A 20,491-nucleotide genomic window follows, 5' to 3' on the forward strand; every position below is an offset into this window, starting at 1 on the left:
CGTGGCGCCCCGCCGGTGTCGACGAGGTTTTAATTGCGGTATACCGGACGAATGCGGCGCCCGGACGATGGAGTTATTTGCCGAAAACACGGACGAACTACACGGGCATCGGCAAGAAACCCTTATTCAACGGTGTTTTCGGTCGATCGACATGCAGGTCTCCAAGTCGCGTTCTTATGAATTTCGCAGGCGCCGGGCGACGTTCTGCGCTCTGTCTAATTCTGGTATACCGAAATTTAGTTCTATCGTCGTGCACCGTCAAGTGCGGGATCGCACCTAGACGGGGCGATTGTCGGCCGCAAATCTCGGATGACGCGTTCGCTGGTAAAGTGGCATACCAGAGCGGCCGAGGATGTCGCCGCGACGAGGGAACACGCAAATATGAAGGATTCAGACGACGAGCATGAAGGCTTCGACAGCGCCGACGAGCCGGATTCGCTGCTCTCCATGCAGATTGCGCAACGCTTGCGCACGATGATCGCGACCGACGAACTCAAGCCCGGCGAGCGCCTGCGCGAGCGCACGCTCGCCGAACGGCTGACGGTCTCGCGCACGCCGTTGCGCGAGGCGCTCAAGGAACTGGCGGGCGACGGCCTCGTCGTCGTGCTGCCTAAGCGCGGCGCGGTCGTGGCGGACCTGAGCGCGGCGGAAATCCGCGAGAAGCTCGACGTGTTGGGCGCAATCGAGGCGTTTGGCGGCGAACAGGCGTGTCGTTTAGCGACGGATGCGGAGATCGCCGAGATTCGCGCGCTCCATCACGAGATGCACGCGGCTTACGAGCGGCGCGACCGCATGAATTACTTCCGGCTCAATCAGGCGATCCACGCGAACATCATCGTGGCGGCCAAGAACGCCACGCTCACGCAAGTGCACGAGCGGCTCAACCGGCAGCTTTATCGCTATCGCTTTCAAGGTAGCGTGACGTCGGAGACGTGGCATACCGCTATAGATGAACACGAGATCATCGTGCAATTGCTCAACGCGCGCGATGGCGCGCGGCTGGGGGAATTTCTGAGGCGGCATGTGCATAGCACCTGGGAGCAGATTACGCCCGAGCGCGACCACGAAGTGAAGGAGCAGACGCTGCAACGCGTATGATCGAGGAACCCTCACCCACCACAAGAAACCATGCTGCCGTCAGGAGACACCTACGAAGCAGTCGATGCCGCCTTCACCTGGCGCATCCCCGCGCGCTATAACATTGCGCAAGACGTGTGCGACAAATGGGCGGACGGCTCGAACCGGCTCGCGCTGATCGTCGAATCGAACGATCTCTCGCAGCAACGCTATACCTTCGACGACCTGCAACGCCTCTCCAACCGCTTCGCCAACGCGCTTGCCGAACGCGGCGTGCAGCGCGGCGAGCGCGTGGCCATCTTCGTGCGGCAATCGGTCGAAGCGGCGATCGCGCATCTCGCGGCCTATCGCATGGGATGCATTGCCGTGCCGCTCTTCGCGCTCTTCGGTATCGATGCAATCGAGTTCCGGCTCGCGCATTCCGGGGCCGCCGCCGTCGTGACGGACGCCGAAGGCGCGGCGAAGATCGCGTCGATTCGCGCATCGCTGCCGGAGTTGCGCCACGTCTTCGCGACCGATGGCAGCGACGCTACGTTCTGGCCCGCGCTCGAAGCGGCATCGGAAGAAGACGCCCTCGTCGATACTTCCGCGGACGATCCCGCCGTCATCATCTATACGTCTGGCACCACGGGCAAACCGAAAGGCGCATTGCACGGACATCGCGTGCTGCTCGGGCATCTGCCGGGCGTGGAGATGTCGCAGCAGTGCTTCCCGCTCGACGCGACGCTCATGTGGACACCCGCGGACTGGGCGTGGATCGGCGGCCTCTTCGATGTGCTCTTGCCTTCGTGGCATCACGGCGTGCCGGTACTCGCGCGGCGCTTCGACAAGTTCGATGGCCACGCCGCGTTCGATCTGCTCGAACGGCATGGCGTGAGCCACACGTTCCTGCCGCCGACCGCGCTCAAGATGATGCGCGCGACGCCGCAAGCGAAAGCGCCGGCGCTCGCGTTGCGTTCGGTGGCGAGCGGCGGTGAATCGCTCGGCGAGGAGTTGCTGTCGTGGGGCCGCGCAACGCTTGGCGTCACCATCAACGAGTTCTACGGGCAGACCGAATGCAACGTGGTGCTCTCCTCGTGCGCCAGATGGTTCGAACCGCGCAACGGCGTGATCGGGCGCGCGGTGCCGGGGCACCGCGTGGCTGTCGTCGACGATTCGGGTAGGCCGCAGCCTTTGGGCACGCCCGGCAATATCGCCATTGCCGCGCCCGATCCCGTGATGTTTCTCGGCTACTGGCGCGACGAGGCCGCGACCGCGCAGAAGTTTTGCGGCGACTATCTGTTGACGGGCGACCTCGGCATGCTCGACGCGGAGGGCTTCTTTCGCTTCATCGGTCGCGACGACGATGTCATCACGAGCGCGGGTTATCGCATCGGGCCGGGACCGATCGAGGACTGTCTTTTGAGGCATCCCGCCGTGCGCTTCGCGGCGGTCATCGGCGTGGCGGATGAACGGCGCACGGAAATCGTCTGCGCGGTCGTCGTGCTCAACGACGGCTTCAAACCGGGCGATGCCCTCGTGCTCGAACTGCAGCAGCACGTCCGCACGCGGCTTGCGGCACATGAATATCCGCGCGAGGTGCGCTTCGTCTCCGAATTGCCGATGACGGCGACTGGCAAGATCATCCGCAAGTCGCTGCGCTCGCAGTTCACGTCTTAGCAATCGCGCGTCATACCGATCCGGCGATGAAGTCTCGCAACCACCGATGCGCCGGATCGCGATGCACGCGCTCGTGCCAGAACATCGACATTTCATAGCCGGACACTTCGATTGGCGCGTCCACCACGTGCAGCGCCGCATCGTGCTCGACTAGCCGCAATGGCAGCATGCCCACGAGATCGGTCGATGCAATCAGCGAGCGCACGAAGAGAAAATGCGGCGCGGACAGCACGACGCGACGCGCGACGCCGAGTGCCGCGAGCGCTTCGTCGGTCGGACCGAAGAAGCCTCCGCCGTCCGGCGACACGATCACATGTTCGAGCGCACAAAACTGCTTGAGGCTGGGTTTGCGCTTGAGACGCGGATGCCCCTTCTTTGCCACCAGCAGATAGCGTTCGGTAAAAAGCGCCTGCCGGTGCAGACCCGGTGGCGCGCCTTCGGTGATATGAAACGCAAGATCGATCTCGCCGCGTTCGGCTTGTCGCGCGAGACGCGGCGGCGTGGCTTCGAGCACGGCAATGCGCGTCCGCGGTGCGGCCAGCCGCAAGCCGTTTATCGCCGGCATGAGCACGGTGGACTCGCTGTAATCGGTTGCGGCTATACGCCACGTAAGCTCCGCGCTCGCCGGCTCGAACGCCTGCTCCGGCGACACCGCGCGCGCAAGTGCTGCAAGCGCTTCGCGCAATGGCTCGCGCAAACCCTCGGCGCGCGCAGTCGGACGCATGCCGCGCGGGCCGGGCAGCAATAGCGGATCGTCGAAGATATCGCGCAGTTTCGCCAGATGCACGCTCACCGAAGGCTGCGAAAAGTTCAGCCGTTCGGCCGCGCGCGTGACGTTGTGTTCGGCGAGCAGCGCGTCGAGTGTCACGAGCAGATTGAGATCGAGTCTGCGGAGAATATTATCCATCGAAATGCCTGGCATATTGACTATTCATTTCCAATATACCTTCATCCGCACTAGTCTGGCGGTCATACGAGCCCGGAGAGTTGCAGCCATGAATGTGCTGATCGTCTATGCCCACCCCGAACGCCGCTCGTTGAACGGCGCCCTCAACGACTTTACCGTGCAGCGCCTGCGCGATAACGGCCACACGGTGCAGGTGTCGAACCTGTATGAGATGAACTGGAAGACGACGCTCGACGCGAACGACGTGCGCGAGCGCAACACCGACGCGCCGTTTCATCCCAGTCTCGATTCGAAACACGCGTTCGCAAACGGCCTGCAAAGCCGCGACATCGAAATCGAACAGGACAAGCTGCGCTGGGCCGACGCATTGATACTGCAATTCCCGATGTGGTGGTTCTCCATGCCCGCCATCATGAAAGGCTGGTTCGAGCGCGTCTATGCCTATGGCTTCGCTTACGGCGTGGGCGAACACTCGGACACGCACTGGGGCGATCGTTATGGCGAAGGCATGATGTCGGGCAAACGCGCGATGATCATCGTGACGACCGGCGGTTGGGAATCGCATTACGACGCGCGCGGCATCAACGGCCCGATGGACGATATCCTCTTCCCGATCCAGCACGGCATGCTGTTCTATCCGGGCTTCGACGTGGTGCCACCGTTCGTGGTGTATCGCACGAGCAAGATGGATGAAACGCGTTTCGAGGCCACGCGCGATGCGCTCGGAGAACGGCTAGACACCCTCTGGGACCACGCGCCGATTGCTTATAGACGGCAGAATCATGGCGACTACCGCATTCCGCAATTGACCTTGCAAGACGAGCATGCTGCGGGACAGACCGGATTTGCCGCGCACGTCGAATAAAAAGAAGCGGGCTCCTTTTGCAAGAGGAGCCCGCTTTGCCTTGCACGAGGATCAGTTCGGGTCCGCGTACTTCAAGGTCCAGCTAAAGTTGCGTTGCGCGCCACCCGCAAGAGAGAACGCATTCGTCTTGCATGCGAAGTTCGAGTGCAACTGGCCGACAGGCGTAGTCGACAGCGGATTGGTGACACCGTTCGCGACATCGAAATTCGACAGCGCGCAAGCATCGAAGCCGCTCGTGGCATAGCTCGTCGCGGCGCTATTGGCGTAGGTGACCGAGTTACCGTTCGCGCCCGCCGCCGTGCTTTGAAAGTCCGCGAACGAGGTAAAGTCCGTTTCCACCGCGAGCGGCGCCGCAAGGGTGGCCGAACTCAATGTGTCCGTACGCGTGATCGTGCCATGCGCGAAAGTCAGCACCGTGTGCGCTTGCAGGTCGATATCGGTCGTGTACGCCGCGTTCTTGGTCGCTTGACGGAATTTCGTTGTATCGAAGGAAACGGTCACCTGACCGTTGCTCTCCTGCACGCTCAGATTCTTGTAGTACGTCACCGGAATGTATGTCTTGCCGTTGTACGTCACTTGCGGAATCAGCAAGGCGTAACCCAGGTCGGTCGTGCCGTAGATGAGCTTGTCGGAGAACGGCACCGGATAGTACGGCGAATACGAGTTGTAGTCCGGCGCCTGACTCAGATTCAGGTTGATCACACGCTCGCCATCACGCACCGTCAGCAACGCCGCGTTATACGGATGCGCGCTGTCGCTCGGCAAGTTGTAATACGTGAGCGTGTAATGAGGCAATGCATCGCGCCATGCTTTGAAATCGCTGTCGCTCATGGGGGCTTGGCCGCCGAAGCCGAGCTTGCTCCACCACGCGTTGACGTACATGTACTGATGCAGCAGGCTGAAGTTTTCGCCCATCACGCGAGGCTTGCCGCGATATGTGTCCGTGCCGCGCCCCTTCACCCACATGTTCACGGACGGCGTCGGCAGGTTCGGGTCGTACCAAAAGGTGTCGAAGCGCAGCGCTGCCTTGTAGATGAACGTGTAGGCGACCTGCATCTCCTTGGCACTCAGCACGCCCGCGTTGGCTGCGGCCGTGAGAATCTCCATGAAAGCGGAATCGCCGTAAGGTCCGATCGAGCGGCCGTAGTTGAAGCCCTGCCCGTCCGGATTGATCTGCGGCAGAATCAGATCGATCGACTTGCGCAAATAGCCCTTCAATTCAGGCGTCAAATTCGCTTCGTTGCCCATCTCGAGACTGCGCTCGACCGTCTCCGCGATAAGCAGCGTGCTGTAGCGGTCGAAGCGCGCTTGATCGTAGTAGGTCGTATGCGTGTTCGATGCCTCATCCGAGAAGCCGCCCGACGAATCATTGCGGATATGCTTGGTTAACGTGTACAGCAGCGCATCGCGCGCGCCCATGGTCGCAACCGCCGGGTCCGAAGTGGAGACGAAGCCCGGATTGCTCCAGCCGAGCTTCTGTCTCAGCCCGGCAATGCCATATGACACCGCATAGTAATTCTGCGCCGTGTTGAGCGAAGCCACGTCGATAGACGCGCCGCCAGCCGGGCACGTATTGTCCTTGCCGCTTGCATCGGGGCCGAACATGTCGCAGAACGTGAGGCGGCCTTGCAACGTGTTGAGCATGGCATCGCTAAAGACTTCGTTCAGCATGCCGTTCGCCTTCAAATTGTTGAGGGCGACGAGATAGTAATACTCGCCCCAGGACGTGTTCGCGTAGACGTAGTCGCCGCTCGCGGACTGCGCCATCATCGCCGTGGTTATCTTCTGATAGGTTGCGAGATAGTCGGCGTACTTGGGGTCGCTCTTCTTCTTCATGTCGATGAGGATGTAAGACAGACCGAGCGCCAGCTTGCCCGGCAAGAACTTTTCGCCCGTGTTGGTATCGAGTACGTGCACGGGGCTGTCATCGCCCAGATCCATCACGACCTGAGTGAAATCCGGCGACTTGCGGATGAGGTCGAAGAGCGCGCGCATCTGGCCCATCATCGTGATGGGGACGCCGGCGCCGGCGGGCACGCTCGTGTCGTTCGCGCCGTAGACCACGGCTTGAAGCGAATTAGCCGCCACAGCGGCGGGCGGCGGCGTGGAACCATCCGATGAGTCATGGCCACCGCATGCAGCGAGGACGAGCGCCGAGAGCGTGCCGAGCGCGAACGCACGCGTGATTTGCCTGTTTCGATTCATGTTGTCTCCGTCTTTAGTTATGAATGTGGGTAGTGCGGGGGTTTCCTTTTTGCGCGTCCTCTGAGCGCTTGATCGACCGGACGTTATTTGGCCTTCCGAAGTTTTTCATCGGAATCGGTGAAGATTAAAAATGATTTGAATGAAGCCCCGAGCTTGAGTTAGCGAACTTCACCGGAAAACGTTTTCCAAATTTAGGCTTTGTAAGCCGATGCTGTCAAACGTTTTATTTAACGACTTGATAGGGGATTACCCGGCAAGACAAGGGCATGGTTTTGCACGGAGTCAGGGTTTCGGAAACAAAAAGGAAACCGTTTACTCATTTTTTCGGCTACAAACCAATGTGGGCTTTCACCGCGAAGTGACAAGAAAGTCGACTTCTGCGCGAGATGAAAGAAACGCGGCATGCGTCTTCTGCCATGCCGTCTGCTTTCGCGCTGCAATAAGGGAATTTGAATCGGATAACAGCGAGACTCAATCCGCGAACGGCTCATGCGCCTCGAACGAGGCAAGCCGCTGCGGACCGATCGATAGGCTAAACGCCTAACGCACTTCCATCTTGCGCTTTACGATAAGCGCGAGCGGCACCGTGAAGAAGATATGCGACATGAATCCGCCGATGACGACAGCCGGATCATAGTAATTCGGGTGATTGTCCGAAGCGATCATGATGGCGACATGCATCACTATCCACGCGAGCACGGCATAGAACAATGCGATGAACGTTGCCTCGTAGCCGCGTCGGCGAAAGTACGGCCAGACGAGTGCGAAGAGAATGCCCCAAGCAATGGCGAACACGAAGTGAATACCCGTTCCAATCACATACGCCCAAATGCCGCTCGCTTCCTGAAACGCTTTCCCGAAGACCAGCCCGGTCGCGTTACGCGGAATGCCCGCGAGGGGCATCAGATGCTGTACGCCTACCCAAATCAAAGCTTCGTAGATCCAGATGACGACGGCGCCCGCCAGACCACCGGCTACACCGGCGCGTATGGCCGACGACGCGCTCGTAGGCTTGGGCGTTGCAATGCCGTTCGGAAACTGACTGCCGCTCGGATGCAGGTTGCTACTCATGGACGCTTCTCCGGAATGGTTATCAGGCGATGACGCAAGCTAGTCCCTGTGTTTGATAACGCAAAGGATGGGTTAACCATGCCCATGGGCCGGAAAATGCACGTCAGCGTGATTTGGCGCGGCGTTGCGCAGCAAGACCATGCGGTGCCCGATAAACAGATTCGATGCCTTCGAAGCGTTTTAGCATGAGTCAGGCGAAGCGTCTCGGTGAAGCCGCGTACGGCACGAAGGACGCTTTCCTTGCGTATCATTTGCCTGGCTATCTGTTTTGTTTATCGGTCACCGGAAGCGCGGTATGTCCGCTCCGCCTTGGTGCAGCATGCCGGCGCCGCAAACGTTGACGCTTTAGAGCGCCGACTAAGCAGGGTTGCCGGGTATACGCCCTCTCCCTATAGCGAAACTCTTTCGTCATCCTCCGTACTCGCTGGAAAGTGACCCGACGACCTCAGGAGACGATGATGCGATTACTCTGCAGCAACCCCGCCCTACTCAGACGATGCATCCGCACGCTCTATGCGTGGCTTGCTCTTTTGACGACATGCGTATTCATGGCGCCTCAAGCAATGGCGGCCAATTCAAGCGGTCTAGCCGACCTCCCCTCGATCCTTCCCGCGATGAACTGCGCGGCAGTCGCCACGCTCGATCTAAGCGGCGTCACCGATGGTACCGTCACCATCACCTCGGCAACGGTCCTTGCAAAAGGAACGGTCATCAGCAACCCCGGCATGCCTCCAGGCGCGACGGCTGGACCCGGACTGCCTTCCGAAGTGTGCGATATCAAGGGAACCATAGGCCCTGGCGCATCGCTCTTTGAATTGCGCTTGCCGACGCAAGGCTGGACGCAGCGCTATCTGCAAACGGGATGCGGCGGTCTGTGCGGCAATCTCTCGATCAGCGCGCCGATGGCATCGACCTGCGTGCCGGTCACGAACGGCCAGATCGCCATCTCCGCCACCGACATGGGCCACGAAGGCGGCAACGATGGCGCATGGGCGCTGGATCCGAAAGCCAAGATCGATTTTGCTTATCGCGCGGAGCACGCCACGGCGCAGGTATCCAAGGCGATCATCAACAAGTTTTATGCGCGCGCTCCGAAGTACTCGTATTTCGACGGCTGCTCAGACGGCGGACGCGAAGCGCTGATGGAAGCGCAACGCTATCCCGACGACTTCGACGGCATCGTCGCGGGCGCGCCGGCCAACGATCTGATCGTGCAGAACACGTTCCACCACGGCTGGGCGGCGGCGGTCAACATCGACGAGAAGACGGGCAAGTACATTCTGCTCGCCGACAAGTTGCCGATGATCCACGCCGCCGTGCTGAAGTCGTGCGACGGTCAGGACGGCGTGACGGACGGCATCATCGACAATCCGCAGGCTTGTCATTTCGATCCCGCGAGTCTCGTGTGTGCGAAGGGACAGCCCGACGCCACGTGTCTCACGCCCGCGCAAGCCGCGGTGGTGCGCAAGATTCACGATGGCGCGACGGATCAGTATGGCCGTCATCTCGAACAGCCGATCGCGCGTGAATGGGGTTCGGAATTGCAATGGTCGCTCTTCGTGCCCGCGACGGACGCCGGACCTAGCGGCAGCATCAACTTCGTGATGCCGTTCCTGGCATACCTCGACTACTTCAACGACTCGCGCCCGAACGCCGCGTTCAGCGATCTGAAGTTCACTGTCGAATCGTTCTGGAAGACCGTGCAGACGTCGAACTATCTCGCTGCAACCGATCCCGATCTGAGTGACTTTCATCGACGCGGCGGCAAGCTGATTCTCTGGCACGGCCTGGAAGACCAGCACATCTCGCCGCAATCGACGCTGCAGTACTACGCGAAGATGAAGGAATACATGGGCGACGAGCGCGTCGAGAAGTTCGCGAAGCTGTATCTGTTCCCGGGCGTTGCGCACTGCGGCGGCGGCGACGGTCCCAGCACCTTCGACATGCTGACGCCCGCCATGGCGTGGGTTGAAACGGGCGCAAAGCCGGGCAAGATCGTGGCATCGCTCGTCGATACGACCGGGCAGACCACGCGCACGCGTCCGGTGTTTCCGTATCCGCTGGCAGCGCGCTACACGGGCTCGGGCAGCACGGACGACGCAGCGAACTTCGTCGCGTACAACCCCGGCAACACCAACGTGAATCCGCATTGGGTCGGCGAGTTTCTCTATTCGCCGGGCTATGAAGCGTCATGCAGCGCAAACGGATCGCAACTCGTGTGCAAGGGCGGCAACCACTGGCACGCCGCTCATACCGGTCATGACGACGAAAACGGCTGGAACGACGGCCGCTGGGAGCACGATCATAGGTGATCGCACTTGATTGCATTGATCGCACGTGAGGAAAGCGCCGGCGCCTACTTCGAAGTCCGGCGCCTGGTCACCGCCCTCACGATCAACAAGCCGCCGACCATGACCGCCAGCGACATCAGCGTGGTCATGGTCCCGAGCGCATAGATGACCGGCGTGGTCACCGATGTCGTCAGGCCCTGCAATTCGAGCGGCAACGTATTCTGCTCGCCGATAGCCTGGGACGTCCGCGCGATTTCATCCCATGACAGCGTGAAGCCGAACATTCCCACGCCAATGACAGATGGCCCGATGATCGGCAACACCACATTCCTGAAGCTCTGCCACGGCGATGCACCCAGATCGCGCGCCGCTTCCTCGTAAGCCGGATTGAAGCGGTTGAAGACAGCGAACATCACGAGCAAACCAAACGGCAGCGTCCACGTCAGATGGGCGCCGAGCGCGGAGGTGAAGAGGCCCATCGACGTGGTCCACGAATCCGCGAAGGAAGTAAAGCCCCACTCGTTCGCCAGATACTTGATCACGTTGTCGAGCAGACGAAACGTGAGACCGATACCGAGCGACACGATGATCGACGGCATGATGAGACTCGCCACCGACACGTAGAACACGGCCGTATCGCCACGAAAACGCCTTCTGAAGGCGAGACCCGCCGTGACCGAGAACAGCACGGTCAGCACCGTGACCGCGAGCGCGAGCTTCACGGAGCGGCCGAACGAAGCCCAGATATCGATATCGCCCACACCCTGACGCAACTGCTCGAACCAGTGCAGCGAGACGCCGCGCATGGGAAAGGTCAGACCGCCTTCGGGACCTTGAAACGAGAGAATGAAAATGGTGATGACCGGTCCATACAGGAATAGCACGAACAAGCCGAACAGCAACGCGAGCCAGTAAAAGCTGGCGGGCCGGTGCTCCCGATGATTCTTCAATCCCGCAATGCCGCTGGCCATGTCAAAGCTCCTTCCTGATATCGACCACACGCGTGAGCGCCCACACGATCATCAGCACGACGGCCAGCAAAATGATCGCGTTGGCCGCCGCGGCGGGAAATTGCAGATAGCCCGTCTGCACCTGAATGATCTTGCCCACCGACGCAATCTGCTGTCCACCCATTACGCCCACTGTGAGAAAGTCGCCCATCACGATGGTGATGACGAAGATCGAGCCAATGACGATTCCGGTCTTCGAGAGCGGCAACACGACATCGCGGATCACCTGCCAGCCGCTCGCCCCGCCATCGCGCGCGGCTTCCAAGAGCGACTTGTCGATACGCATCATCGCGTTGAAGATCGGCACGATCATGAAGAACGTGAACAGATGCACGAACGCGAGCACCACCGAAAAGTTCGAATACAGCAGCCATTCGAGCGGTTGATCGATGAGATGCGCGTTGATCAGCGCCTGATTCACGAGCCCGTTACGGCCGAGCAGCGGAATCCACGAGATCATGCGGATGACGTTGGACGTCCAGAACGGAATCGTGCAGAGCAAGAAGAGAATGGTCTGCATGGCCGTGGTGCGCACGTGAAACGCGAGGAAGTACGCAATGGAGAATCCGAGCACGAGCGTCACGGCCCACACCATTGCGCAGAACTTGAGCGTCGACCAATATGTCTTGAAGGTCACGCAGACATCGGTGAAGGAGCTGCAACCGTCGAAGATCGCCACATAGTTCTTGAGCGTGAACGCCGGGATGATCTGATATTCGTTGAAATCCCAGAAGCTCACGATCAACGTGATCACGAGCGGCACGATGAAGAACAGCACGAAGGTGAGTGTGAGCGGCGTGGCCTGCAACCATGCGCTCACGCGCCGATGACGCTTCGGCGCTTCCTTCGCTTGCGACAAATACTCGACGGATGCCATCAGCAAATGCTCCTTGTGTGCATCATGTGAACCTCACGTGAACATCAGGCGGCGATGAACTCGTTCCACTTCTGCACCATGTAGATGTTCTCGTCCATCACCGCGTTCCAGCATGCAATGGCGCCCATGCGCTGGGTATAAGAGCCGCCGTCGCGCACCGCGCCGGTCTTTTCGAGCAACTGGCCATCGGGTGCCTTGATGTCCTGCGTCGCGGGCTTGCCTTCCATCCAGTAGTCCCACTCGTAAGCCTGCATGTGCGTCTTGGCCGTCTCCGTCACGCCGGGGTAATAACCCTGACGCATCAGATAGGCGCCCGCCCAGCCGTCCTGGAACCAGTTGACGAACTCATAGGCCGCATCGAGCTTCTTGCCTTGCAGCGAACGCGGAAAGCCGAAGCCCGACGCCCACGAGCGATAACCTTCCTTCAGCGGCTGAAACGTGCAGGCGATACCCATGGTGCGCACCTTCGTGACTGCGGGCGACCACATCGACTGAATGACCACTTCGCCCGATGCCATCAGGTTCACGCTTTCGTTGAAGTCGCGCCAGAAGGCGCGGAACTGACCTGCGCGCTTCGCTTCGATCAGCACCTTGATGGTCTGATCGATCTCGGCCTTGGTCATGTTGCCTTTGTCGCCGTACTTGACCTGACCCATTGCTTCGATGGCCATTGCCGCATCCATGATGCCGATAGCCGGAATGTTGAGCAGCGCCGCCTTGCCCTTGAATTGCGGATTCAACAAGTCGGCCCACGTGTTGACCGGACGCTTGATGAGGTCCGGGCGAATGCCGAGCGTATCCGCGTTATACGTCGTGGGAATGAGCGTCATCCATTCGGTAGGCGTCGCGGAGAACTCCGTCGAGCGCGCGCCCTTCAAGAACATCACTTTCTTCGGGGCCGTGCCCTGATCGCCAATCTTCTTGCCGTTCACTTCGCCCTTCGTGAGCACCGGCGTGATCTTGTCCGCGAGCTTGATGCGCTTTGCATCCATGCCGGCCAGCGTGCCCGCCGGAATCAGCTTCTTGAGCGAAAAGTATTCGGTATCGACGATATCGAACGAGTTGGGCTGCGTGATGATGCGCTTGGTGACGTCATCGGTCGTCACCGGAATGTATTGAATCTCGATGCCCGTGTCTTCCTTGAACTTCTTCGCAATGTCCGCGCTCTGGTTGACCGCCGTGCCGAGATAGCGCAAGGTGATCTTCTCTTGCGCATGCACGTAAGGGAACCCGGCGATGCCCGCCGCCGCCACGGCGCCCTTGATGAAAGTGCGGCGCGTACGGCCGCGGCTTTCCAGTTCCTCTTTGGTCTCTTTGATTTCCTGAGTCGCTTGCGGACGTGCGTTGTCATTGCTCATAGCCTTCCTCCTCGTTTCGGGTTTTGATGTGTTTGGCTCAAGCGCGCATCACGCCGCGAGCGGATGCGCGTTGCGTTGATCCCACCAGACAGTCACGCGCGCATCGGGGCCGAGGCGCTCGGCGTCGTAGTCGGCATCGCTGACGATAGAAACGAGTTCGGGGGAACCGTCGAGCGGCACGAGCGTCATGCGCACATGCGTGCCTTGATACTCGGCCTCGCGCACCGTGCACGCGAGTCCGCCGATACGGCTCAATCCTCCCTCGCCCGCGCTCGTGCCGGGGGTCGTGCCCTGCGGCGCGATCCGCAGATGATCCGCACGCACCGTGAAAAGCCCGCCCTTCGAACCGAGCACGTTATGGCCGCCGAGAAAGCGCGCGACGAATTCGGTGCGCGGCCGGTTGAAGACTTCGAACGGCGTGCCGCTTTGTTCGATATGACCGTGACTCATCACGACGACGAGATCGGCGAGCGCCATTGCTTCTTCCTGCGAGTGCGTGACGTGCACGAAAGTGATGCCCAGTTCTTTCTGCCAGCGCTTGAGTTCGGCGCGCATCTGCACGCGCAGGAAAGGATCGAGCGCGGAGAGCGGTTCGTCGAGCAAAAGACAGCGTGGTTCATTGAGCAAGGCGCGCGCGAGTGCCACACGCTGCTGCTGCCCGCCGGAAAGCTGCGCGGGCTTGCGGTTCGCGTAGGGCGACATGGCAACGAGTTCGAGCAGTTCGCCCGCGCGCTTTCTGCGTGCTTCCTTCGCGACGCCGCGCATCTTGAGGCTGAAGGCGACGTTATCGAGTGCGGACAGATGCGGAAAGAGCGCGTAGCTTTGGAAGACCATCGCGGTGCCGCGTGCGGCCGGCTGTTCGCGCGTGACGTTGCGCCCGCCGATCAGCACATCGCCTTCGGAAATCCACTCGTGCCCCGCGATCATGCGCAAGGTCGATGTCTTGCCGCATCCCGAAGGACCGAGCAGGCAACAGTACGCGCCGCCGGGAATGCGCAGGTCGATCGCATCGACGGCGACGGAATCCGCATAGCGCTTCGTCACGTGAACGAGTTCGATATCGGCGGCTGTCGCGTGAACCACGGTTGATGCCCGGCTGAACCATGAAGGCTTGTCCTTATGAACGCGCTGACGGGAAATGGCTTGCAGCGCGAAGCCATTGCAAGACATATGCCATTTGCTGTCGTGGTTCGGCTTCATCGCATGCAACGCGTAGCGCAGCATGCGTGTCGACACGTTGGCTCGCATATTGCACACGATCGCAAGCCTCGATCGTCGGCACGTCGCGACGCGAGGCGTGTACGTTCGCGGTGCGCAACAGGTCCGCCTTGGGGCACGACGTAACCAAACCGGTTCATGCATTCATCGACAATGAGCGACTTCAATCCCGATGTACTCCGATCGCACGGCCGTTTCGACTATCAAGCGATTCATCATGGCGAGCCGTATTGCTGGCCGAACGGCGCGCGTCTCGCGGTTTATCTCGGCTTCAACCTCGAACACTTTGCGTTCGGCGAAGGACTGGGGGCCGCGCTCGGACCACTATCGCCGCAACCGGATGTTCTCAACCATAGTTGGCGCGAGTACGGGAATCGCGTGGGCGCGTGGCGTTGCATCGAATTGTTCGATGCGCTCGACATGCCCGCGGGCACGCTCGTCAACACGTCGCTCTACGATCATTGCCCCGAGCTGATCGAAGCATGTGTGGCGCGGGGCGATGAACTCATCGCGCACGGTCACACGAACGCCGAGCGTCAGAGCGATTTCGACGAAGCCGGCGAGCGCGCACTGCTCGCGCACTGTCGCGAACGCATCCTTGCGGAGTCGGGCGTGATGCCGCAAGGATGGCTATCGCCGTGGATCTCGGAGACGCATCACACGCCGGACCTCCTTGCCGAAACGGGTTACGGCTACACGCTCAACTGGTGTCACGACGACCGGCCCGTGCGCATGAAAACACGTCACGGCGCGCTGTGGTCCGTGCCTTATCCGCAAGAGCTGAACGATCTGCCGATGATCATGGCGCGGCATCTCGACATGTGCGCGTTCACCGACATGATCGTCGACCAGTTCGATGAAATGGTCGAACAGACGCAACGCGCGAGCACGCCGCAGGGCCTCGTCATGGGGATTGCGCTGCATCCGTATATCGTCGGGCAACCGTATCGCTTGCGTCATTTACGGCGCGCGCTCGCGCATATCGCGGCGGCGCGCAACGACATCTGGCTCACCACGCCCGGCGCAATCGCGCGGCACATGGAACAGGCGGCGAGCACGGCCGCGCGCGCCGCATGAGCTCGCCGCGCATGCGTGATCAAGCCGATGCCGCCGATATGCGCATCTATCGAAGCATCTTCGACGGCGTGCTGAGCCGGCGTCTCGCGCCCGGCACCAAGCTGCCCGAGCCGGAACTGTGCGAGCTCTTCGGCGTGGGCCGCGCAGTGGTCCGGCGCGCGCTCGAAAAGCTCGCGTACGACGGCATCGTGGTGTTGCGGCCCAACAAGGGCGCGGTGATCGCACAACCGACGCGCGAGGAAACGCGCGAGGTGTTCGAAGCACGCCGCTCGGTGGAACGCGCGCTCGTCGAACTCGCGGCGGAGCGCGCGAGCAGCGCGGACATTGCCGCCTTGCGCGAGCAACTCAACCAGGAACACGAAGCGATGCACCGCTTCGATCAACCGTCATGGGCGCGCCTCGCGAGCGAGTTTCATCTGCGCATCGCGGCGCTCGCGGGCAATGCCATCCTGCTGCAGTATCTGAACGAACTCGTCTCGCGCTGCTCGCTTATCGTTGGCGTCTATGAACCGGCGGGCAACGCGCCTTGCGAGCACGACGAGCACACCGCCATTCTCGATTGCCTCGAACGACGCGACGCAAAAGGCGCGGCGGCGCATATGAGCGCGCATCTGCAGGGACTCGAAGCGCGTATAGAAACCACACGGATGCCGGGCACCAAGAGCCTTGCGCATCTGCTCGGCATTGAAAAGGTGCAATGACATGGAAATCGACTTCGAGGCCATCACCGAATACCAGCGCTACAAGCTGATGGCGAGCCTCATCGTGCCACGGCCCATTGCGCTCGTGACCACGCTCGGTGCGGATGGCACCGTGAATGCCGCGCCTTTCTCGATGTTCAACATGCTCGGCGAGGAACCGCCCATCGTGATGATCAGCATCAACCGGCTCGCGGATGGCACGTTGAAAGACACAGCCGCGAACGTCCCGCGCGAGAAGGAATTCGTCGTGCATCTCGCCGATGAAGCCATCGCCGAGCAGATGCATCGCTGCGGCGAACGCTTCGCCGCCGATGTCAGCGAACTCGACGCGGTTGGTTTCACCGCGCTGCCGTCGCTGCGCGTGAAGCCGCCGCGCATCGCCGAGGCGCCCGTCGCGTTCGAATGCGTGTTGTGGGAAACGCTGGAAACCGCGAGCCGGCACATCTTCATCGGCAAGGTATTGATGCTGCACGCACGCGACGAACTCATCGACCTCGACACCTGGCGCGTGCGCTTACAGCATTACTTTCCGGTCGGGCGCTTCGGCGCAAGCGATTACGTGACGACCCGCGACCGCTTCGAGTTGTAACATGGAGACCGTCAAGGCTCGCGACCGCCATCATGCCCTCCACCGTCCGCAATTCGCTGCTATGGGTTTTCGAGCCGCTCGAGAGCGATGACACGTTCATTCAAAAGCGCATGTTCGGTTCCGACGCCGCGTATATCGATGGACTGATGTGTCTCGTGGCCGCCGACCGCGACAAGCCATGGAATGGCGTGCTCGTATGCACCTCGCAAGAGCATCATGCAGCGCTCATCGAAGACGTTCCGGCTTTGCAGCCACATCCCGTGCTCGGAAAATGGCTTTACGTGCCGCAGGACGATCCGGCGTTCGAAGACACGGCGCGTCGGCTCGCGGAACTCGTACTCGCTCGCGATCCGCGCATCGGCGTCGTGCCGGGTGCGCGCAAACGGCGCAAACCAGCGAAGCGCAGCGCGCTTGCACGGACTTGAGCCTGTCCGATAACGCACGGCGAACCAGCGTACACTGAGCGACTGCGCACGATCACGTCCCATGATCGGTCAGCGCCTTTCGCTACCCGTTCTGCCCTCGTACTCATGCCCAAATCAACGCACAGTGGCGCGGCCGTGGCCGCCACCGAAGCGGAACGTCTCTATACGCTGCGAAGCTTCGACGTACTCGATTCGTTGCCCGAACCCGCTTTCGACGACATCGCCACGCTGGCCGCGACGATCTGCCAGTCGCCTATCGCGCTCGTTTCGCTGATCGACCGCGACCGGCAATGGTTCAAGGCGTGCATCGGTCTCGGCGCACGCGAGACGCCACGCGATCAGGCATTCTGCGCGCATGCCATTCTGGAACCGACCTCGCTGCTGGTGATCGAGGACGCGACGCTCGATCCGCGTTTCAGGGACAACCCGCTCGTGCTCGGCGAGCCGCATATCCGCTTTTATGCGGGCGCGCCTATCGTCACGGACGACGGTCACGCGCTCGGCACCGTCTGCGTGATCGACCGCGAGCCGCGTGCCTTGAGCCAGGAACAATGCACGGCGCTTGAATCGCTCGCGCGTCAGGCTGCCATCATGCTGAAGCTGCGGCGCATGGGCATTCAGCGCGGCGAGGAGAAACGCGAGCTGCAGCGCAAGATCACCGACGCACTCGCCGATGATGACGCCGCGCACGAAACGTTCAAGCAGAATCAGCGCGTGGGTTCGGTCGGGCAGTTGACGGGCGGCATCGCGCACGACTTCAACAATCTCCTGCAGACCATCAGCACGTGTCTGCAACTCGTCGAGCATCGCGCGCACGATGCGGATCAGGTGCGCCGTTGGAGCGCCAACGGTCTGCAGGCGGTCACGCATGGCGCGGCGCTCATCAGGCAATTGCTGACGTTTTCCCGGCAGGAATCGGTCGAACTGGAGTCGCTGTGCGTCACGCGTTCGGTGCACGGCATGAAGGAACTGCTGGCGCGCGTGCTCGGGCCCGAAACCCAGCTTGCGTTTCAGCTTCGCTCCGAAGGCGTTCGTGTGCTGACCAACGCGACGCAACTCGAAGCGGCGCTGCTCAATCTCGTCATCAACGCACGGGACGCAATGCAAGGACGCGGGCGAATAGAGGTCGCCACACGTGTTTTCGAAGCCGAGGGCGACCCCGATCTCGCGAATGGCAATTACGTGGAGCTGCGCGTGTCGGATACCGGCCCCGGCATGCCGCCCGAAGTCGCCCGGCGCGCGTTCGAGCCTTTCTTCTCGACCAAGCCCGAAGGCAAGGGCACGGGGCTCGGGCTTTCGCAGGTGTATGGCGTGGCGCTCAAGGCGGGCGGGATCGCGCGGATCGGCACGGAACCGGGCGCGGGCACGACCGTCTCGCTGTATCTGCGAACGGCCGTTCAGGAAGCGGGCGATGCTGACGGCGAATGCGAAGCGGCGAGCCCGGTCGCGCTGCGAAAGCGCGTGCGCATCATTCTGGTCGATGACGAAGCCAACGTGCGCGAAGCGTTATCTGAACTGCTGCGCGACGCGAACTACGATGTCGAAGCGGTGAGTGGCGGCATTGCGGCGCTGCAAGCGATCGATCGTTCGCCGCCCGATGTCGTTGTGACCGATCAGGCCATGCAGGGCTTGAACGGCGGCTTGCTCGCGCGCATTCTCGCGGAAACGCATCCGCGTCTGCCGGTGATGTTCATGACTGGCTACGACGATATCGATGCCGTCAAGGCCACGCTACCCGAGGACGCCATCGTATTGCGCAAGCCCGTCTTACTCGATGAATTCGCGCAGGGCGTACAGACGTTGCTGGGCGACTAGCGCTGTGGCTCGTTGCGCGGCCAGCTGCAAGAAAACGACTGAGCGTTTCCGCAGTGCAGGGAAACAAGGTAAGGACTGATGGAGGGATAGTTCGCCGGTTTCCCAGTCGCTCGTCTATGGATTTTCCTGACGGTATCGATTGCAATCCACAGGTGGCTTGCGCGCGCGAGCTTTCGTCGAGTTTAACGAAATACCGCTAAACGTGCGCCGGAAGCGTGCAAATTCCGTGGCAGTCCCGCAAAAAACAACGCCATTGTTGTTTTAACGAGCGCTGATGTTTTCCCCAAGTTACACTCCGCTTCGCAGTCTCTACAGTGCTCACCGCGCATGCGGCGAAGGCCTCGCCGCCGCGCATTTCCAAGCCTTTCTTCTCTGCGAGTTCCTGATGAAAATGTCTCTCAAGAAAGCTGTTGCCCTGTTGGCGGTCGCCGCTATCTTCGCACCGAGCGTGTCGTTCGCCGAAGCGCAATATCCGAACAACAAGCCGCGGCCTGCTTACAAGAAGCACAGCCACAAGCATCACGCAAAGAAGGCCGCCGCAGCATCGCAGTAAGCAGGATCGTGAATGCCGGGCGCGGCATTCATGCGGGCTTCATGCTCGCCGATTGCCGCGCTCAACCTGCATCGCCTGAACTGATCACCGTCTGCATGCTCTTCAGAAGCGTGCGCAGATATCGCAGTAACCCCACCGTATCGCCAAATTCCATGAAGCCGGGCCTTTCTCCGTCGCTGAAAAGCCGTGCGCCGTCGAGCGCTTCGTCGATGATGATTCCGCCATACGCCGCGTGCGGACGATAAACGCCCGTCTCCACATGCAAGGTATTGGCATTGACGGCGGCATCGCGGACACGCATCAGAAACTGCACTTCGGGCGTGCGCGAACCGGACAGGCGATGCGCATCGAAGAAATCGGCGACGGCGAGAATCGCGTTTGTCGACGGCACGCGAAGCGCGAAAGCCATGCGATCGGCGGGATCGTCGAGAGACGGAAGCGACGGCGGCGGATCGTCCGGCGCGCGCTTGGCAGGCATGCCGTCTTCACTATGCGTGTGCGCTTCGGGATGCGCGTGGCGCATCGTCAGGAGCCGCTCCACGCCGCTGAAATCGGGTGGAGGACCGCCATTCTCGATCCATCCGCTCAATAGCGCCGCGTGGATATAGAGCGATTGCAACTGGGCGTCGATAAACGCGACACCCATGCGGCAGACATCGGGGGATTCATTCTCGGGCATGTCGTCTCCTGTGAGGGGCAGTCAGCGCAAGCGCGCTGACTGCGGTCCTTCTTCGAATAGCACGAAAGATCGCAATATTCGCACCCGCAAGAGGCGACATCGACGGCGCGGTGC

At 61.1% G+C, this 20,491-nt stretch carries 18 protein-coding genes; 10 read left to right on the plus strand and 8 right to left on the minus strand.

What is annotated here, in order from left to right; genetic code table 11:
- The first annotated feature begins 381 nt into the window (after positions 1–381).
- Complete coding sequence (locus tag P9292_RS09810) at positions 382–1,098, plus strand: GntR family transcriptional regulator (protein WP_250494525.1); 717 nt, start codon at positions 382–384, stop codon at positions 1,096–1,098.
- A gap of 30 nt (positions 1,099–1,128) precedes the next feature.
- Positions 1,129–2,736, plus strand: coding sequence for an acyl-CoA synthetase (locus P9292_RS09815; RefSeq protein ID WP_309958700.1), 1,608 nt, complete (start codon positions 1,129–1,131; stop codon positions 2,734–2,736).
- 10 nt (positions 2,737–2,746) lie between these two features.
- Here P9292_RS09815 and P9292_RS09820 read toward each other — a convergent pair whose 3' ends face one another.
- The gene (locus P9292_RS09820) at positions 2,747–3,658 is read right to left on the minus strand and encodes a LysR family transcriptional regulator (protein ID WP_409015139.1); all 912 of its coding nucleotides are present in this window, start codon (positions 3,656–3,658) and stop codon (positions 2,747–2,749) included.
- A 73-nt stretch (positions 3,659–3,731) separates the two neighbouring features.
- Here P9292_RS09820 and P9292_RS09825 point away from each other — a divergent pair, with 73 nt between their 5' ends.
- Positions 3,732–4,508, plus strand: coding sequence for an NAD(P)H-dependent oxidoreductase (locus tag P9292_RS09825; RefSeq protein ID WP_309958702.1), 777 nt, complete (start codon positions 3,732–3,734; stop codon positions 4,506–4,508).
- A 51-nt stretch (positions 4,509–4,559) separates the two neighbouring features.
- Here the strand turns inward: P9292_RS09825 and P9292_RS09830 are convergent, their stop codons facing one another.
- Positions 4,560–6,713, minus strand: coding sequence for a hypothetical protein (locus P9292_RS09830; RefSeq protein ID WP_309958703.1), 2,154 nt, complete (start codon positions 6,711–6,713; stop codon positions 4,560–4,562).
- Positions 6,714–7,253: 540 nt separating this feature from the next.
- A complete protein-coding gene (locus tag P9292_RS09835) occupies positions 7,254–7,784 on the minus strand; it encodes a hypothetical protein (RefSeq protein WP_250469272.1) in 531 nt (176 codons plus the stop codon).
- A gap of 455 nt (positions 7,785–8,239) precedes the next feature.
- Here P9292_RS09835 and P9292_RS09840 point away from each other — a divergent pair, with 455 nt between their 5' ends.
- The gene (locus P9292_RS09840) at positions 8,240–10,096 is read left to right on the plus strand and encodes a tannase/feruloyl esterase family alpha/beta hydrolase (protein ID WP_409015140.1); all 1,857 of its coding nucleotides are present in this window, start codon (positions 8,240–8,242) and stop codon (positions 10,094–10,096) included.
- 44 nt (positions 10,097–10,140) lie between these two features.
- Here the strand turns inward: P9292_RS09840 and P9292_RS09845 are convergent, their stop codons facing one another.
- Genes P9292_RS09845 through P9292_RS09860 form a run of 4 tightly spaced genes read right to left on the minus strand, consistent with a single transcriptional unit; the run spans position 10,141 to position 14,556 of the window.
- Positions 10,141–11,046 carry an ABC transporter permease gene (locus P9292_RS09845; RefSeq protein ID WP_309958704.1) on the minus strand — a complete coding sequence of 302 codons (906 nt, stop codon included), beginning with the start codon at positions 11,044–11,046 and terminating at the stop codon, positions 10,141–10,143.
- A gap of 1 nt (position 11,047) precedes the next feature.
- Positions 11,048–11,962, minus strand: a complete 915-nt coding sequence (locus P9292_RS09850; protein WP_244830873.1) for an ABC transporter permease — start codon at positions 11,960–11,962, stop codon at positions 11,048–11,050.
- 44 nt (positions 11,963–12,006) lie between these two features.
- A complete protein-coding gene (locus P9292_RS09855; RefSeq protein ID WP_244830874.1) occupies positions 12,007–13,320 on the minus strand; it encodes a PotD/PotF family extracellular solute-binding protein in 1,314 nt (437 codons plus the stop codon).
- Between the two features lie 48 nt (positions 13,321–13,368).
- Entirely contained in the window at positions 13,369–14,556 is a 1,188-nt protein-coding gene (locus P9292_RS09860; RefSeq protein WP_309958705.1) for an ABC transporter ATP-binding protein, read from the minus strand.
- Positions 14,557–14,676: 120 nt separating this feature from the next.
- Here P9292_RS09860 and P9292_RS09865 point away from each other — a divergent pair, with 120 nt between their 5' ends.
- The 6 genes from P9292_RS09865 (at position 14,677) to P9292_RS09890 (ending at position 19,698) form a co-directional block, all read left to right on the plus strand.
- Positions 14,677–15,615: a polysaccharide deacetylase family protein gene (locus P9292_RS09865; RefSeq protein ID WP_309958706.1), complete on the plus strand. Its 939-nt coding sequence runs from the start codon at positions 14,677–14,679 to the stop codon at positions 15,613–15,615.
- Between the two features lie 11 nt (positions 15,616–15,626).
- Complete coding sequence (locus P9292_RS09870) at positions 15,627–16,316, plus strand: GntR family transcriptional regulator (RefSeq protein ID WP_250510995.1); 690 nt, start codon at positions 15,627–15,629, stop codon at positions 16,314–16,316.
- A 1-nt stretch (position 16,317) separates the two neighbouring features.
- Positions 16,318–16,905, plus strand: a complete 588-nt coding sequence (locus P9292_RS09875) for a flavin reductase family protein (protein ID WP_244830878.1) — start codon at positions 16,318–16,320, stop codon at positions 16,903–16,905.
- 32 nt (positions 16,906–16,937) lie between these two features.
- Complete coding sequence (locus P9292_RS09880; protein ID WP_309958707.1) at positions 16,938–17,330, plus strand: hypothetical protein; 393 nt, start codon at positions 16,938–16,940, stop codon at positions 17,328–17,330.
- Between the two features lie 135 nt (positions 17,331–17,465).
- Entirely contained in the window at positions 17,466–19,145 is a 1,680-nt protein-coding gene (locus P9292_RS09885; protein ID WP_309958708.1) for an ATP-binding protein, read from the plus strand.
- A gap of 385 nt (positions 19,146–19,530) precedes the next feature.
- A complete protein-coding gene (locus P9292_RS09890) occupies positions 19,531–19,698 on the plus strand; it encodes a hypothetical protein (RefSeq protein WP_250469264.1) in 168 nt (55 codons plus the stop codon).
- A 61-nt stretch (positions 19,699–19,759) separates the two neighbouring features.
- Here the strand turns inward: P9292_RS09890 and P9292_RS09895 are convergent, their stop codons facing one another.
- Complete coding sequence (locus P9292_RS09895) at positions 19,760–20,377, minus strand: hypothetical protein (protein WP_309958709.1); 618 nt, start codon at positions 20,375–20,377, stop codon at positions 19,760–19,762.
- Between the last annotated feature and the right edge of the window lie 114 nt (positions 20,378–20,491).

Origin of the sequence: Caballeronia sp. LZ001 (assembly GCF_031450875.1) — a bacterium.
Classification (GTDB): Bacteria; Pseudomonadota; Gammaproteobacteria; order Burkholderiales; family Burkholderiaceae; genus Caballeronia.

Bases quoted from the DNA above. Each gene is read 5' to 3' on its own strand.
- P9292_RS09810 (WP_250494525.1), top strand. From the start codon at position 382: ATGAAGGATTCAGACGACGAGCATGAAGGCTTCGACAGCGCCGACGAG.
- P9292_RS09880 (WP_309958707.1), top strand. From the start codon at position 16,938: ATGCCCTCCACCGTCCGCAATTCGCTGCTATGGGTTTTCGAGCCGCTC.
- P9292_RS09845 (WP_309958704.1), bottom strand. From the start codon at position 11,046: ATGGCCAGCGGCATTGCGGGATTGAAGAATCATCGGGAGCACCGGCCC.
- P9292_RS09820 (WP_409015139.1), bottom strand. From the start codon at position 3,658: ATGCCAGGCATTTCGATGGATAATATTCTCCGCAGACTCGATCTCAAT.
- P9292_RS09865 (WP_309958706.1), top strand. From the start codon at position 14,677: ATGCATTCATCGACAATGAGCGACTTCAATCCCGATGTACTCCGATCG.
- P9292_RS09840 (WP_409015140.1), top strand. From the start codon at position 8,240: ATGATGCGATTACTCTGCAGCAACCCCGCCCTACTCAGACGATGCATC.
- P9292_RS09815 (WP_309958700.1), top strand. From the start codon at position 1,129: ATGCTGCCGTCAGGAGACACCTACGAAGCAGTCGATGCCGCCTTCACC.
- P9292_RS09875 (WP_244830878.1), top strand. From the start codon at position 16,318: ATGGAAATCGACTTCGAGGCCATCACCGAATACCAGCGCTACAAGCTG.
- P9292_RS09835 (WP_250469272.1), bottom strand. From the start codon at position 7,784: ATGAGTAGCAACCTGCATCCGAGCGGCAGTCAGTTTCCGAACGGCATT.
- P9292_RS09855 (WP_244830874.1), bottom strand. From the start codon at position 13,320: ATGAGCAATGACAACGCACGTCCGCAAGCGACTCAGGAAATCAAAGAG.
- P9292_RS09870 (WP_250510995.1), top strand. From the start codon at position 15,627: ATGCGTGATCAAGCCGATGCCGCCGATATGCGCATCTATCGAAGCATC.
- P9292_RS09850 (WP_244830873.1), bottom strand. From the start codon at position 11,962: ATGGCATCCGTCGAGTATTTGTCGCAAGCGAAGGAAGCGCCGAAGCGT.
- P9292_RS09825 (WP_309958702.1), top strand. From the start codon at position 3,732: ATGAATGTGCTGATCGTCTATGCCCACCCCGAACGCCGCTCGTTGAAC.
- P9292_RS09830 (WP_309958703.1), bottom strand. From the start codon at position 6,713: ATGAATCGAAACAGGCAAATCACGCGTGCGTTCGCGCTCGGCACGCTC.
- P9292_RS09890 (WP_250469264.1), top strand. From the start codon at position 19,531: ATGAAAATGTCTCTCAAGAAAGCTGTTGCCCTGTTGGCGGTCGCCGCT.
- P9292_RS09895 (WP_309958709.1), bottom strand. From the start codon at position 20,377: ATGCCCGAGAATGAATCCCCCGATGTCTGCCGCATGGGTGTCGCGTTT.